Annotated in this window: 9 protein-coding genes and 1 pseudogene; 4 read left to right on the forward strand and 6 right to left on the reverse strand. The window is 60.6% G+C overall.

Translation table 11 applies throughout. The features are described from left to right. The first annotated feature begins 70 nt into the window (after window positions 1-70). Window positions 71-706: an urease accessory protein UreG gene (gene ureG, locus ACL2XN_RS24780; protein WP_413723401.1), complete on the forward strand. Its 636-nt coding sequence runs from the start codon at window positions 71-73 to the stop codon at window positions 704-706. 34 nt (window positions 707-740) lie between these two features. Here ureG and yegD read toward each other — a convergent pair whose 3' ends face one another. From yegD to ppk1, 6 genes and pseudogenes are all read right to left on the reverse strand, one after another. Next, window positions 741-2,099, reverse strand: a complete 1,359-nt coding sequence (yegD, locus tag ACL2XN_RS24785; RefSeq protein ID WP_413729674.1) for a molecular chaperone — start codon at window positions 2,097-2,099, stop codon at window positions 741-743. A 72-nt stretch (window positions 2,100-2,171) separates the two neighbouring features. Then, window positions 2,172-5,534, reverse strand: coding sequence for a diguanylate cyclase (locus ACL2XN_RS24790; RefSeq protein ID WP_413729676.1), 3,363 nt, complete (start codon window positions 5,532-5,534; stop codon window positions 2,172-2,174). A gap of 142 nt (window positions 5,535-5,676) precedes the next feature. Then, window positions 5,677-6,936, reverse strand: a pseudogene (locus ACL2XN_RS24795) (magnesium transporter); the annotation flags it as partial. Window positions 6,937-7,316: 380 nt separating this feature from the next. Then, window positions 7,317-7,463 carry a YfgG family protein gene (locus ACL2XN_RS24800; RefSeq protein WP_410014076.1) on the reverse strand — a complete coding sequence of 49 codons (147 nt, stop codon included), beginning with the start codon at window positions 7,461-7,463 and terminating at the stop codon, window positions 7,317-7,319. Window positions 7,464-7,723: 260 nt separating this feature from the next. Next, complete coding sequence (ppx, locus tag ACL2XN_RS24805) at window positions 7,724-9,259, reverse strand: exopolyphosphatase (RefSeq protein ID WP_413729677.1); 1,536 nt, start codon at window positions 9,257-9,259, stop codon at window positions 7,724-7,726. Window positions 9,260-9,262: 3 nt separating this feature from the next. Beyond that, complete coding sequence (gene ppk1, locus ACL2XN_RS24810; protein ID WP_410014078.1) at window positions 9,263-11,332, reverse strand: polyphosphate kinase 1; 2,070 nt, start codon at window positions 11,330-11,332, stop codon at window positions 9,263-9,265. Window positions 11,333-11,510: 178 nt separating this feature from the next. On the opposite strand from ppk1, the gene ACL2XN_RS24815 reads away from it, so the two are divergent. The 3 genes from ACL2XN_RS24815 to pstB are packed head-to-tail and all read left to right on the forward strand — an operon-like array spanning window position 11,511 to window position 16,184. Next, window positions 11,511-13,745 carry a phosphate ABC transporter permease gene (locus ACL2XN_RS24815; protein ID WP_413729678.1) on the forward strand — a complete coding sequence of 745 codons (2,235 nt, stop codon included), beginning with the start codon at window positions 11,511-11,513 and terminating at the stop codon, window positions 13,743-13,745. Continuing rightward, the gene (pstA, locus tag ACL2XN_RS24820; RefSeq protein ID WP_413727892.1) at window positions 13,742-15,355 is read left to right on the forward strand and encodes a phosphate ABC transporter permease PstA; all 1,614 of its coding nucleotides are present in this window, start codon (window positions 13,742-13,744) and stop codon (window positions 15,353-15,355) included. The genes ACL2XN_RS24815 and pstA overlap by 4 nt, the downstream gene beginning before the upstream one ends. Before the next feature lie 13 nt (window positions 15,356-15,368). After that, window positions 15,369-16,184 (forward strand): phosphate ABC transporter ATP-binding protein PstB, encoded by an 816-nt coding sequence (gene pstB / locus ACL2XN_RS24825; RefSeq protein WP_413727893.1) that lies wholly within the window; start codon window positions 15,369-15,371, stop codon window positions 16,182-16,184. Window positions 16,185-16,218: the final 34 nt, after the last annotated feature.

Below are 16,218 nucleotides of genomic sequence, written 5' to 3' on the forward strand. Positions count from 1 at the left end.
GCCCCCTGGCCTGGGCACGGGACGGGCCATGGGACGATGCGCTATTTTGCGATGTTATTCGGGAGTCAAGATGCAAGAATATAAACAACCCTTACGCGTCGGCGTCGGCGGTCCGGTGGGTTCCGGCAAGACCGCGCTGCTGGAGGTGCTGTGTAAATCGCTGCGCGATCGCTACCAGCTGGCGGTGGTGACCAACGATATTTATACCAGGGAGGATCAGCGCATCCTCACCGAGGCGGGCGCGCTGGCGGCCGATCGCATCGTCGGTGTGGAAACCGGCGGCTGCCCGCATACCGCCATTCGCGAGGACGCGTCCATGAACCTGGCGGCGGTGGAGGATCTGGCGCGCAAATTCGGCAATCTGGACATTATTTTCATCGAAAGCGGCGGCGATAACCTGAGCGCGACCTTCAGTCCGGAGCTGGCCGATCTGACCGTTTACGTGATTGACGTGGCGGAAGGGGAGAAGATCCCGCGCAAAGGCGGGCCGGGCATTACCAAATCCGATTTCCTGGTGATCAATAAAATCGATCTGGCGCCCTACGTCGGCGCATCGCTGGAGGTGATGGAGCGCGATACCAACCGGATGCGGCCAGCGCGCCCCTGGGCGTTCACCAACCTGAAAACCGGCGACGGCCTGGATACGCTGATCGCCTTTATCATCCGCCAGGGCCTGCTGGAAACCGACGGCGGGTTGCCGCGCTAAGCCGCCGGCCAAGCGCTACGGCCGCCGCCCGGCTTCAGGCGATGAACTGGCGCTGCGCCCAGCGCGCCAGTCCGGCGGTGACCGAACCGAAATCATCGCCGCCGGCGATCGGAATGTCCGGCAGGCTGCGCTCAAGCGCCTGGCGCAACAGCGGCGAGCGGGCGCTGCCGCCGGTGAGATAGACCACATCCGGCCGCGGCGCGGCGCCCTGCGCCAGCACGTCGTCCACCTGTTGCCGGATCCGGCCCAGCGGCGCCCTGATGGCCTCCTCCAGTTCCGCCTGGCAGATGGGCACCTGCATGCCGGGGCGGATAAACTCCAGGCCCGCCCGGGTCGCCGGTTCGCTGGACAGGGCGATTTTGCTCTCTTCCGCGCTCTTCACCAGGCGATAGCTTAACCGCTGCCGGTAGACCTGCAGTAAGGCGCCGACGCGTTCGGGATCGGCGGCGTCGCGGATCAGTTCACGCAGGAACCGGCCGTTATTGCTGCTGTAAAAATCACCCTGCGCCGGGATATCGTTAATCGCCACCGCCTGCCAGAACGGCAGGGCGGGCAGCGCCAGGCCTTTTTCCGTCATGCCGCCCAGGCCCAGCTCCGGCATCAGCGATTTAAACGCGAGCATGATATCCAGATCGTTGCCGCCGACGCGGCAGCCGCTGTGCCCCAGCAGGCTTTGCCGGCGATCCCGCTGCTTCAGCCATTCCGGCCCCATCAGCAGCAGCGAGCAGTCGGTGGTGCCGCCGCCGATATCCACCACCAGGACAATTTTTTCCCGATCGAGGGTGGCTTCGAAATCCAGCCCCGCGGCCACCGGCTCGAACTGGAAGTCGATATCGGTAAACCCGGCGCGTGAGGCGGCCCGCTGCAAAATAGCCTGGGCCTGACGGTTGGCTTCCTCGCCGCCGGTGCCCTGGAAATTGACCGGCCGGCCAATCATGGCCTGGGTAATGGGCGTGGACAAGGCCGCCTCGGCCTGGCGTTTGATATAACGCATCATGGCGCAGACCAGATCCTCGAACAGCGCAATCTGCTGCGGCTTGAGACCGTTGGCGCCCAGGAAGGATTTAGGCGATTTAACGAAATAAACCTCTTCGGGATCGGCAATATAATTTGCCAGCGCCTGCCCGCCGAACTGCAGGCTTTGCTCCGTCAGGACGATATCTTCTTCCCTGTTGGCGTTAATCGCCCGGCGCAGCAGCCGTTGATTTTCATCACTGCCGGTGGGCACCTGCCAGAACTGATGCAGGTATTCGCTGACAGCCTCGCGCGTCGGCGCGCAAAGCATAGAGGCCATATAGGGCGATGCGCCGTCCAGCGGCAATAAGCGCGGCCGGTCGCCGTCCATCACCGCGACCGAGCAGTTCGCGGTACCGTAGTCAAAACCAATAAACATCGCTGCCTCCCCATGCCGATGAGGCGGGGAACTTTACAGCAATGTCGGGGAGCAGGCAACGGCGCGCGACGATTATTGAACAGTGAAATAGCCTTTATTCAATAGGGTGGACAGCGGCAGGCTCTGGCCTACGGTTTCGCCGGCGGCGAAATCGACGCCGATGGCGGCAAGGGCGGCGAGCGTGGCGGGCAGGTCGGCGGGACCGGCCAGGGAGCGCGCCCGCAGGCGATGGATATGGCCGTGGATCACCCTGACCATAATATCGTCCATCTGGCTGCAATGAACATTGGCGATAAACGGGTCAGGCAGCCTGATATAATCGATATGCCCCGCTTTCAGCTTGTTAAACGCGCCTAAATCGGCGCCGAACTGATTAAGCATGATGTGGTAGCCGTACTGGCGCAACCGGTCCGCGGCCAGCCCGGCGGCGGGATAAGCGGCCATGAAATCCTCGCCGTCGAGACTGATAATCAGCCGGCGCGCGTTCAGTAAAGGATGGCGCTCGCCGAGAGACAGCAGCTCATCCATCACGTCTGCGTCGGCCAGCCCTGCCATGGAAAGGGGGAGTACCAGGCAAATCCCCTGGGCGGCGATGGCGGCGCCATGGACGGTGAAGATCTGACCTAGCAGCCAGCGATCCACCGCCAGCGACAAATGACGCGCCCGCGCCGCGCGCATAAAATCTTCCTGGCTGACCAGTAATGCGTCCCGGCCCTGGATGACGAAACTTATCAGGTAGAAACCCACTTCAAGCCTGGCATCGGGCGGCGCGACCGCCTCGATCTGCACGTGGAGACCCTCGTTATCCATCATATCAAGCAGCCGCTCGCGGCTCAGGATATCCTGTGTTACCGACGCGGGGCCGGCGGGATCCTGCCGCGCCTCGTATAACAATACCTGGCCGCGGCCGCTATGTTTTGCCGCATAGCAGGCGCTGTCGGCCTGGGCCATGACTTCCTTGGCATCGCAATTATCCGCCGATATCAGCGTGACGCCGGCGCTGCCGCCGATACGGAATAAATGCTCCTGCCAATAAAAGCGGTAGGCGTTAACCGCATCGATGACGCGCTGGGCCAGACCCTGTGCCTCGGGTAAGGGACAATCGGTGAGGAGCAGGCCAAACTCGTCGCCGCCGAGCCGCGCCAGGCAATCATACTGCCGGATATTGTCCTGCATCAGCAGGCCGAGCTCCAGCAGCAAGGCGTCGCCCGCCGCGTGTCCGGCCGTGTCGTTAATCTGCTTGAACCGGTCCAGATCGATACAGACCAGGGCGTGACGGCGTTTTTCGCGCGTTGCCGTCAGGAGCGCGGCGTCAAGATGCTGTTTGAAACTGGCCCGGTTCGGCAGGCCGGTCAAGACATCATGGGACGCATTGTAACTGAGCTGCAACAGCAACTGGCGCGACTCGCTGACATCCTTGATAACCAGCACCGCGCCCAGGATTTCCCCCTTCAGGTTCTTAAGCGGCGTGGCGCTGTAATGAATATCGAACAGCGTGCCTTTGCGGTTGTTGAGCACCAGATCCTGGCGCAGGGTCAACGCCTCCTGGGGCCCGGCATTGACATCGTCCATCGACATGCCCACCCGCGGGCCATCGACGCCGAGGCTGATATGCATAATGCTGTCGATATGCCGGCCATGGGCGTTCTCCTGGCGCCAGCCGGTCATCTTTTCCGCCACCGGGTTCATGAAATTGACGCGCATCGCCTGATCCACGGAAATCACCGCGTCGCCGATGGAATCAAGGGTAATATGCAGCCGTTCCTTTTCCTCGTGCAGGGCCTCCCGGAGGCGGACCTCGCTGGTCATATCCAGATTGACGCCCAGCATGCGCACCACCCGGTCGTTCTCATCCATCAGCATATTGGCGTAGGCGCGGATATGGCGGATTTCCCCGCCGGGATGGCGAATGCGGAATGCCAGCAGGAACGGCTTATTTTCCTCCAGGGATTCGTTCAGGGTTTGCAGGGCCAAAGGCCGGTCTTCATCGATAATGCGCGCCAGCCAATAGTCATAGCTGACGGTTTCGCCGGATTGCATGGCGTAAATTTCCATCATGCGCTTATCCCAGCTCATGATTTTCGCCTCGACATCCCACTCCCAGATACCGACGCCGCCCGCCTCGTTGGCCAGGGTAATCCGCTCCATCAGGCGCTGGTTGATAATATTGTTGTGTTTGATTTCGCTGATATCTTCTATTTGGGAAATAAAATAGAGCGGCTTGCTCTTCTGGTCGCGCACCACGGATACCGCCAGCAGCGCCCAGACAATTTCCCCATCGCCGCGGATATAGCGTTTTTCCAGCGTATAGCTATCAATATGGCCGTTAACCAGATCGTTGAGTTGGATAAGATCGGAGCTGAGATCGGCCGGATAGGTGATCTCCTGGAAACTGAGCTTCTTCAGTTCGGCGGCCTCATAGCCGAGGAACCGGCACAGCGCTTTATTCACCTGCATCCAGGTGCCTTCCAGCGAGACCAAGGCCATGCCGATGGCGGAATACTCCATGGCGTTGCGAAAACGGGTCTCGCTTTGCATGATATGGCCGCGTTCCAGGCGAAAGGCGTACATGACCATGGCCATCGCATTGGCGGGGATCAGGATCATCAACAGCGGTATATGCAATAAAATGGCGAGGTGATTGCTGGTGGGTGAACCCACCTTGATAAACCCGGTACTCAGCGTAATGAATAATGCCAGGGTGGCGACTAAAAACAGGCCGAAGGCTTCAAAGCGCGGCAAGCGTATGGCGCCCATCAGCAGCGGCAGAATAATAATGGTAAAGGGGAAGGGGAAAAACCGCAGGGCAAAATAGCTGATAACCAGCGTCAGCAGGATCATCAGCAGCAGTTCCAGCCAGGATCGCTGTTTTAGCATCAGCGGCAGCGTCAGGTGCCGGCAGAGCATGCCCACCGGCGTCAGCGCCAGGACGCCGGTGGCCTCGGCGGTAAACCACTGCGGCGCGAACGCCATGAAACCGATATGGGCGGGCGCGGCCAGGAAACCCGCGGCCAGCGCGCCGAGAAAGGGGATCAGGAGCACCGCAATCAGGAAAAACTTCATCCAGGGCACGATGCCGTCCAGCGGATCGAGGGGATCTAACGTCCATTTCAGCAGCCAGGCGCCGCAGGCGGCCTCGGCAAAGGAAATGCCGATCAGGGGCAATGCGGCCGGCATATCCTCCGCCATCAGCCTATGGGCGGCAATGACCGCCAGTGCGCAGCACAGTATCATCGCCGGCCAGCGGCGCCACGGACAGGAAAACAGCACCGACAGCATAACGGCGGTGACAAGCCATAAGGGGGACAAGGGTTCGGCGTAATGATTGAGGCGCAGGCAAGCCATGGACAAGATGAAAACCAGCAACGCTACCGCCGCAATAAATATCCCTGTTTTTTTAACCTTATAAGCGGAAGCTGCGTCGTTGGCATGCATAATAGAATCCTAGGCTTTCTTATAGTTAGAATAGTCCAGAAACCGCATAAAAGTGTGTTTTGGCCGTTTATACATAAGCAAAGGACATAATAGGTCTGGTGGTCTGCGCCTTGCGCCGCGCCGAGGTCAGAAAAAGGGCGTATTAATGCATTAAAAACAGCGTCGCCAGCCCGAGAAAAATAAAAAAACCGCCGGTATCGGTCACGGCGGTAATCATCACGCTTGATCCCACCGCCGGATCCTGGCCGAAGCGTACCATGGTGAGCGGAATCAGCACTCCCATCAATGACGCCAGCACCAGGTTAAGCAGCATGGCCAGCATCATGACGCCGCCAAGGCCCGCGTCGCGATAGAGCAGCCAGGTGACGATGCCCATGATGCCGCCCCAGACCAGGCCGTTGATCAACGCCACGCCCAATTCCCGCAGCAGTAAAAACACCGCGTTGCCTTTTTCCAGCTGATGCAGCGCCAGCGCGCGGACAATCATGGTGATGGTTTGATTACCGGTATTGCCGCCGATGCCGGCGACGATGGGCATCAGGGCCGCCAGCGACACCAGTTGCGATATCGTGCCTTCAAACAGTCCGATCACCCTGGAGGCGATAAACGCGGTGCACAGGTTGACCGCCAGCCACGCCCAGCGGGTGCGCACCGTTTTGCGCACCGGGGCGAAAATATCCTCGGCGGGGCTTAAACCGCCCAGGTTACGCAGGTTGCTGTCGTTTTCCTCAAAAAACAGATCGACCATATGTTCGATGCTCAGCCTGCCCATCAGCTTGCCTTTGACATCGACCACCGGCGCGGTAATCAAATCGTAACGTTCAAACGCGCCGGCCGCGTCCTCCGCCCGATCTTCCGGATGGAAGGTGGTGGGATTGGGATCCATGACCTCAAGGACCTTTTTATGCAGCGGCTTAAGCAGCAGCGTGGACAGGGCCAGTTCCCCCACCAGCAGATTGTGGCGATCGACGACAAAGAGTTTATCGGTATTGGCCGGCAGCGTTTTGCGTAAGCGCAGGTAGCGTTGCACCGTGGCGAGCGTCACGTCGGGACGTATCGCCGCCAGTTCGAAATCCATATGATGGCCAACGCTATCCCGGTCAAAATTCATCATTGCCCGTACCTGGGCGCGCTGGTGCGGTTCCAGGGACGTCAGCATGCGGCCGACCAGATCCCGCGGCAGATAGCGGGCCAGGTAGGCCTGCTCGTCGACATCCAGCGGCCTGATGGCATTGAGGATATCGCGGTTGCTCATTCCGGCGATCAGGCTTTCCCAGACGCTTTCGGAGGCTTCCACCAGCGTTTTGCCGCGCTTATCGTTGCCCACCAGCCGCCAGAGCGCCAGCCGCTCATCATGGGGCAGGCTTTCCAGCAAATCCGCCAGATCCGCCGCGTGCAGGTGCCGTTGAATCGCCACCAGCCGGCCGGTCTGGTCGGAAATGAGCTGGGGAGCGACCGAGGTATCGCGCGCCGGCCTTCCCAGGATGCTGTCGACCAGCGCCCGGTTGGACAGCAGTAAACCCAGCACCTGACGGCGCAGGCCGGTCAGTTCCAGGGAGTGTTGTTTGATGGCGGGCATAGCGTGCGTTCCCCGTGTTTGACTATGGGCTGCGGGCGGATAAATCGGTTACCGTCGCAAGCAGTATAGATAGCACAACGGGGCGCGGGAAGGATCGGACGCGATAAAAGCGACGGGGAAAACGGTCGCGGCGCAGCGGATTGCGCGGGCCTGTGCCGGAACAGGTTACAGCCGGCTACACGCGGGCGGCGGCGTGGGCGGGATTAATCGTCGTGGCTATTGTCGACATTGATAATCTGGCCGGCCGGTTCCGACAGGGTATCCTGGTGATGGTCCCAGGCGCCAAGTGTGGCGAAGATCAGACGGGCGAATAAAAAAATAAAGCTGATAAACAGGATCCAGCGAGTCATTCGCACCGAGGTTCGTCGTCTGCGCATAGGATAGGCCAACTTCACTAAAGGGGTCCTTTCAAGGTTATGGGATAACGGCATCGGTTGTCAGTATAACCGCATTGGGGAAGCGATTGTATGATCTCCGGACGCTTTTCAGTCATAAGAATGTTATACATCCATGTCAAACCGCACACAAGCCTGGGGCGGTAACAATGGCCTGGGGGCGTAAGCCATAGCGCGCCATGGCCCCCTACGCCGGGAGCCTCTGCGCGCCGCGGTTAACTCACCGCCTCGGCTTCCTCGGTGATATCAAGGCGCCAGCCGGGAACTTCCGCCCAGTATGCTTGCTCCCGTTCCAAATCCAGCTGCACCAGATTGTTCTGGGCGAAAAAACCGGCCGGGAACACCAGCGTCCAATGATGCTCGTGGGTCAGCAGCCGCAGCTGCGTCGGCGAGGTGGCCTGGCGCTGGTTATTCAGCAATACGGCCAGCCGCAGTAACTGCAGGCAGGGCAGAAAATGCTTTTTCTTGAACAGCGTCAGGCGCGGCATGTCGTCGAGCTTGATGCCCTTGCGGTGAAAACGCACCAATGTCGCCAGCAACAGCTGCTGTTCCTGGTTAAATCCCGGCATATTGGTCTGCTGCAATATATAGGCCGAATGACGCTGCAAACCGCTATGGTTAATACCCAGGCCCACTTCATGCAACTGCGCGGCCCAGACCAACAGCGCTTCCAGCTGCGGGTTTTGCAAATCCTCGTTCTGCCGGCACCATTGCTGATACAGATGGTCGGTGGTGTCGCAGACGCGTTTGGCCTGATCGCTGTCGATATTGTAGTGTTCCGCCAGGCTTCTGGCGGTGCGCGAGCGAATATCCTGATGCCGGAAGCGGCCTTCCATCTCATACAGCACCCCTTCGCGCAGGGCGCAGTCGGAAAGCTGTAATTCACTGATGGCCAGGGCATCCACCACGCCGCACAGAATCGCCAGGCCGGGCACGAACACGCTCTTTCGCTCCTCGGACAGTCCCGGCAGGTTCAGGGCGCTGAAATTTTTAAACTTCATGATTTTGTCATGCAGCAGTTGCAAACGCTCAGGCGTAATGGCGCCGTCTTTTTCGCCCAGCGCCAGCAGCACTTCACAGGCCGCCTTGATGGTGCCGGACGCGCCCAGGGCCACCTGCCAGCCGAGAATACGGTATTGCCAGGCCAGGGTTTCCACTTTTTGCGCCGCCGCGAGGCGGGCCCGTCGGAAATGCGCCGGGCTGATGACGCCGCCGGGGAAAAACAAATTGCCGAAACTCACGCACCCCATCCTGCGGCTTTCCACCAGGATAGGCTCGAAATTTTCGCCAATCACCAGCTCCGTCGAGCCGCCGCCGATATCAATCACCAGCTTGCGGCCTTTTTCGGATTGAGTATGCTCCACGCCCATAAAAATCAGCCGCGCTTCCTCATGGCCGGAAATAATTTCAATCGGGTAGGGGATCACCTGCGCCGCCAGGGTGAGAAACTTTTCGGCATTCACCGCCTCGCGCAGGGCATGGGTGCCGACAATGGTCACCCGCAGCGGGGAAAACCCCTGCAGGCGCTCGGCAAACAGCGCCAGGCAGTTTATCCCGCGCTCTATGGCCTCGTCGCTTAACACATTATTGGCATCCAGCCCGTCGGCCAGGTGCACCCGCTGCTTTAGCCGGCTCAGCACTTGCAACGCGCCGTTGACGACCCGGGCGACCACCATATGGAAGCTGTTCGATCCCAGATCGATGGCCGCGAATTCTTCGGGTTTGGGCGTGGTTAAGTTATTTAATGGCATACGTCAGGCCTGATCTCCGGATTGCTCAAGTCGCTTAATATAATCATAGATGGCTATCTGCGCACGTACCTTACGACGATTGCCGCGCGGGACATAGCGATTACTGAGGGCGGCATCAATATAGCGCGCTTTTACCGTATCGCTGAACAGTAATGCCAGAATATCCAGAACCTGCTGCTTGAGGCGCGGGTCCAGCAGCGCCACCGCCACTTCGATACGGTAATCGATATTGCGGGTCATCCAGTCGGCGGAGGAGAGGAATACCTTTTTATCACCGCCGTTTTCAAAGACATAGACCCGATCGTGCTCCAGGTACCGGTCGACGATGCTGGTTACCTGGATATTGTCGCTGATGCCCGGCAGGTTGGGGATCAGCGAGCACATGCTGCGCACCAGGATACGGATGCGCACCCCCACGCCGGAGGCCGCGTACAGCCGGTCGATAAGCCCCTGATCCACCAGGTTGTTAATCTTAAGCGTAATGCCCGAGGCAAGCCCGGCCTGGGCATTGGCGATTTCCTGATCGATCATCTGGTACAGCATATGGCGCGAATTCTGGGGCGATACCATCAGATAATCGAAGCTGACCGGACGATAAGGATTTTCGATAAAATTAAACACCCGCCGCACTTCGTTGGTAATGCGCGGGTCGGCGGTAATCAGAGAATAATCGGTGTAGAGGCGAGCGGTTTTTTCATTGAAGTTGCCGGTGCCGATATGCGCATAGCGCATGATCTCCTCGCCTTCCATGCGCGATATCAGGAACAGCTTGGCGTGGATCTTAAGCCCCGGGGCGGAGAAAATCACATGGACGCCGGCCTCGGTCAGCCGTTTTGCCCAGTGGATATTGGCTTCTTCATCAAAGCGCGCCTGCAACTCCACCACCACGGTGACTTTTTTGCCGTTATGGGCGGCATGGATCATGGCGTCGATAATGCGCGAATCTTTCGCCACCCGGTAAATATTGATTTTAATCGACAGCACGTTGGGGTCGAAGGACGCCTGGCGCAATAATTCCAGGACGTGCTCGAAGGTATGATAAGGGTAATACAGCAATATATCCCGTTCCCGGATGGCGTCGAATCCGTTGCGGAAGTGTTCGAACCACGTATGGCGCAGGCGCGGCAACGGTTTATTCACCAGGTTGGCCTTGCCGACGTTGGGGAAGGTAATAAAATCCTTGAAATTATGGTAACGGCCGCCCGGGATGACCGAGTCATAGGATGAAATACCCAGCTTATCCTTGAGCATTTCCACCATGCTGTTGGGCATATCGCGCTGGTAGACAAACCGTACCGGCTCCGCGGTCAGGCGCTGCTTAAGGCTTGACGACATCAGCTCCAGCAGGCTCGACTCCATTTCCGTGACCAGGTCATACTCCGCGTCACGGGTCATTTTCATGGAGTAGGCGTTCAGGGTATCGTAGTCAAAAAAGCCGATAAAAATATCGTCAAGGCAATAGCGCAGGATATTATCAAGCAAAATCATAGGCTTACGACGGCGTGGCGGCTCGGCGGGCAGATTGATAAAACGCGGCACTTTATCGGCCGGAATTTCCAGCAGGGCGTAGTTGGTCTCCTGGCCGCGGATAATCTCCACCGCCAGATAGGTATAGTCATCCTTCAGGAATTGCACCAGATTCGTGTCATGCTGGATGAGGATCGGCGTAATATGCTGGCGCAGCTGCTGTTTGAAATATACGCGCAGCCACTCCTGCTGATTGGGGGATAATTGCCGTTCGTTAATCAGGAATATCTGGTTGCGCGCCATTTCCAGCAGCAGATCGTTATAGAGATTATCGAACTCCTGCTCGGCATTGAGCACCTTGGCCTGGATTTTATTGAGCAGATGGCGCGATGTTACCTTGGATCCTTGTTCTTCGCTTATCAGGATGCGCCGTTTTAATTCCGCGAACCTGACTTTATAAAACTCGTCCAGGTTGTTGGAATAAATGCCTAAAAACCGCATACGCTCAATGAGAGGATTGGATTTGTCCGCGGCTTCCTGCAAAACACGTTCATTAAACGATAACCAACTCAGTTCTTTTTCGCTGTAAAGCTTTTCCTGACCCATTGCCACTCCGTTAATTTGTTCAGGAAGGGGGGATCCTGTATTAAGAGTATTATCGCCCCCACGGGAGCAAAGTCCATCAGAACAACCTTCTTAAGATTGTCATCTTAATATCTTACAGGCAACATAGGCTTCCTTAATCAGTACCGACCATAGGGTTGACTCTATATAACAGAGGAATATGACAATAAAACGGCTATCCAATACGAAAACCGCCGCCTACCGTCGATGGAGCGACCGCGTGACGCGCGGCCTCGTCAGCGGCGGCGGGGCATTGGTGCTGTTAACGCTGTTGGTCATGTTTTTTTATCTGCTGTACGCGGTATTGCCGCTGTTTCGTTCCCCCTCGGTCACGCCGCTTGGCGCCGTCCCCTGGAGTCAGGCGGTAAGGGATCAGGCGGCCGCGCCGCCGGACGGCGCTGGCGTGGCCGCCATTCAGGCCATGGGTATCGACGCCTCCCTGTCCAGCGCTTATGTTATTGATGGGCGCGGGCAGGGACATCTGCTGCCGCGGCGCGGCGCGGCGCCGTCCGCGGCCGGCCTGATGGCGGATTTTGCCGGACTGGCGGCCGCCAGCGGCGGCCAGCCGCTGTACCTGCTGCTTGACCGCCGCGGAAACGCCCGTCTGGCGCAGCCGCACGGCCGCGCCGCCGCGCTCTCCTGGGTATTTCCGTTCGGGGAAAACCCGCTGCCGTTAAGCGGCGACGGCCAGCCGCTGCGTCATGCGGCGCTGGCGCAGCCGGCGGAAAAGCAGGCGGTCATGGCGGCGCAGCTGGCATCCGGCCGGATTCTGGTCGCCCGCCTGGGGCCAGACGGCTTGACGCGTAGCGAACTGACCCCGGATGACGGCGACGTCGATGAGGTACTGCTGTCGCCGGACGGCCGCCTGCTGTATCTGCGGGCCGGAAACCTGCTGAGCATCTACCGGCTCAGCGATGACGGTCAAATCCAGCTGCGCCAGCGGCAGGCGCTGGCGCCAGCGGGCCCGGCGCAGGTGACCCTGCTGCCCGCGGACGGCTCCCTGCTGGTGCGCGCCGCCGGCCAGCGGCTCGCCCTTTGGTTCGATGTTAGCGATGATAACGGACATCATTTGGCACGCATTCGGGAATTTGCCGCCCCGCTGCCGCCCGGCGCGCAGATCCTGGCGTCGGCGCAGCGCGCGGTGTTCGGCGTGCTGGCCCCGGACGGTACGTTCTCCCTGTTCAGCGCCCGCCAGGAGGCCCCCCTGCTGCAGACCCGTTTGGCGCCCGCCCTGCGCGCGGTATTCAGTCCGATAATCGGTGAGCCCGGCCCCGGCCCCGGCGGCGGGGCGGATGAGGCCATCGTCACCCTGGATGCCGGCGGCTGGCGCATCTGGCGGCTCGATACCGCCTTCCCTGATATCAGCTGGCGCACGCTGACGCAAAAAATAGCCTATCACCACTATCCCGCGCCGGCCTGGGTTTGGCAATCCACCGCCGCCGGCGGCCTGGACGGCGGCAAATTCAGCCTGGTGCCGCTGCTGGCCGGCACCCTGAAGGCCGCCGGTTACGCCATGCTGTTCGCCACCCCGCTGGCGCTGGCGGCGGCAATGTATACCGCCTGGTTTATGGCGCCGGCGCTGCGGCGGTGGATCAAGCCGGCCATGGAAATCATGGGGGCGGTGCCAAGCGTCGTTATCGGCCTGATCGCCGCTCTGTGGCTGGCGCCCTACTATAGCCGGGTGCTGAGCGGCATTTTGCTGCTGCCGCTCTTGCTGCCGCTGGCGATACTGGCGACCGGCTGGGGGGGCAGCCGGTTGCCCGCCCGCCTCGGCGCCCGGTTTTCCGCGGGCTGGGACTGTCTGCTGCTGCTGCCCGTGGTGGCGCTGGTGGTTTGGCTGGCGTGCCGCCTTTCGCCCTGGATCGATGCGGCGTTGTTCGGCCAGCCCCTGTCGGGTTGGCTGGGAGACGATTTTAACCCGCTGAACGCGCTGGTGGTCGGCACCGCCATGGGTTTCGCCCTGGTGCCGGTGATGTTTTCTCTGGCGGAGGACGCGCTGTTCAACGTGCCGGCGCGGTTGATCCAGGGATCGCTGGCGCTGGGCGCAACCCCCTGGCAAACGCTGCTGGGGGTCACCCTGCCGTCCGCCGGCGCCGGCCTGTTTTCGGCGTTTATCCTGGGACTCGGACGCGCCACCGGCGAGACGATGATCGTGCTGATGGCCAGCGGCAACATGGCGCGCGTGGACGGCAACCTGTTCCAGGGGCTGCGCGCGCTGGCGGCCAATATCGCCATCGAGATACCCGAGGCGTCGCTTAACAGCGGGCACTATCGGTTATTGCTGCTGACAGCCCTGGTGCTGTTTATCTTTACGTTCCTGATAAACACCCTGGCCGAAGCGCTGCGCCTGCGCCTGCGCGCCCATTACCGCCAACAGGACGGGGAGACGGGATGAAGCACTGGTTCCAATCCGGCCGCCCATGGGTCTGGCTGACGGCCGGTTCGGTCAGCGTCAGCCTGCTGGCCATGCTGATGCTGGTGGCGTTGCTCAGCCTGCAGGGCATGCGCCTGTTCTGGCCGCAGCCGGTATATCAATTGCAATTGGAGACGGCGTCCGGCCAGCCGGACACGTGGATCGGCGAAATCTACGCCGAAAAACGCGCCGCGCCGCCCGGCGGCGAGGGGGATAAATTTTATATTATCCGCACCGGCGGCGCCTCAGCCGCCCGGGATTTTTATCGGGTGCGGGCGGATCGGGTGGTGGCGCGCTCCCGCCCGCCGGATCTGGTGGTGCTGGAACGCAGCGGCTATGGCAGGGAGTATGGTTTCCTGCAGGGCATGACCGAGGACGGGCAACCCCTGACCGCCGACGATATGCCGCGGGCGCTGCAACAGCGGCTGGCGTCAATGGCCACGCAGCGCCGGCTGGCCGCGGGACTGCGCGCCAGGATGCAGGCCGACCTTGGCCAGCGCGCCGAACGGTTAGCCGCCCGGCGGCAGCAATGGGAAAAAGACGGGCTATGGACGCCGCTCAACCAGGCGCTGTACCGCGCCGGCCAGGGTGAGCTCGAACACCAGGCGCAGAGTCTCTCCCGCCAGGCGGCGGATATTGATAAAGAGATGGACCGCGATCGGGTGCTGCTGCGTGACGCCCGGGGCGCCACCCGCGAGATACCGCTGCGGGAAATCGAGCGCGCCTGGTATCCCAACGCAATGGGATTTATGGCAAAAGTCAGGCTTTGGGCCACGCAAATCGGTCATTTTGTCGCCCGCGACGCCAATGACTATCCGGCGCAGGCCGGGGTTTTCCCGGCCATTGTCGGCACGCTGCTGCTGGTGATGCTGATGTCGGTGATGGTGATGCCGCTCGGGGTGATGGCGGCGGTGTATCTGCATGAATATGCCAAGTCCGGCTGGCTGACCCGGCTAATCCGTATTGCGGTGGGCAACCTGGCGGGGGTGCCCTCTATTGTGTATGGCGTGTTCGGCCTGGGCTTTTTTGTCTATGTGCTTGGCGGTACGCTGGACCAACTGTTTTATGCCGATGCGTTGCCCAATCCGACCTTCGGCACCCCCGGGCTGCTGTGGGCCGCGCTGACGCTGGCCCTGCTGACGTTGCCGGTGGTGATCGTCGCCACCGAGGAAGGCCTGGCGCGCATTCCGCCGTCGCTGCGCCATGGGTCGCTGGCGCTGGGGGCCACCCGGGCGGAAACGCTGTGGCGCGTCGTGCTGCCGGGCGCGGCCCCGGCGATGATCACCGGGCTTATCCTGGCGGTGGCGCGGGCGGCGGGCGAGACCGCGCCGTTGATGCTGGTCGGGGTCATTAAATCCGCGCCGCTGCTGCCGCTGGACGGGGTGTTTCCCTATCTGCACGCCGAGCGGAAATTTATGCATCTGGGCTTCCAGATTTACGATATGGCGCTGCAAAGTCCCGATAGCGACGCGGCGGGTCCTTTGGTCTTCGCCACGGCGCTGTTGCTGGTGGTGATCGTGGTGGGGCTGAACCTGGCGGCCATCGGCCTGCGTCACCGCCTGCGGGAAAAATACCGCGCGCTGGCGCTTTAATGGAGTGTGATTTATGTCCCTGCTAACCCCCGATCTCTTTGCGCAGATGCCGGATGTCCAGCGCTTTACCCCGCAGCAGACTGTCCTGGAGACCGAGCATCTTAGCGTCTCCTACGGCGGACGCACGGTGCTTGAGGATATCACCCTGCGCATCCCGCGGCAGCGTATTACCGCGCTGATCGGTCCCTCCGGCTGCGGCAAATCGACCTTGCTGCGCTGTTTTAACCGCATGAACGATTTGAACGATGATTGCCGCGTCGAAGGCGCGGTGCGCCTGTCGGGGCGGGATGTCAACGACGCGCGGCAGGATGTGGTGGCGCTCCGGCGGCGGGTGGGAATGGTGTTCCAGCGGCCCAATCCCTTTCCGAAATCCATCTACGATAACGTGGTATACGGCCTGCGCCTGCTGGGCATTCGCGACCGGCGGGTGCTGGACGACGCGGCCGAGCAGGCGCTGCGCGCGGCGGCGCTATGGCATGAAGTAAAAGATCGGCTGAAGGAGAATGCGTTCCGCTTGTCCAACGGCCAGCAGCAGCGGCTGGTCATCGCCAGGGCGATAGCCATTGAACCGGAAGTATTGCTGCTGGATGAACCGACCTCGGCGCTTGATCCCATCACCACGCTGACCATCGAGGAACTGATGATTTCGCTGAAAGCGCATTTCACCCTGGTGCTGGTGACCCACAATATGCAGCAGGCCGCGCGGGTATCGGATTATACCGCCTTTATCCATCAGGGCAGGCTGGTGGAATACGCCGGCACCGATCGGCTGTTCACCTCGCCCGCGCAGCGTAAGACCGAAGAATATATTACCGGCCGCCTGCGCTAATTCGCCTGGCGATGTTACCGGCGAAGGGCGTCGG

It is taken from the genome of Sodalis sp. RH22 (genome assembly GCF_047324165.1).
Taxonomy (GTDB): Bacteria; Pseudomonadota; Gammaproteobacteria; order Enterobacterales; family Enterobacteriaceae; genus Acerihabitans.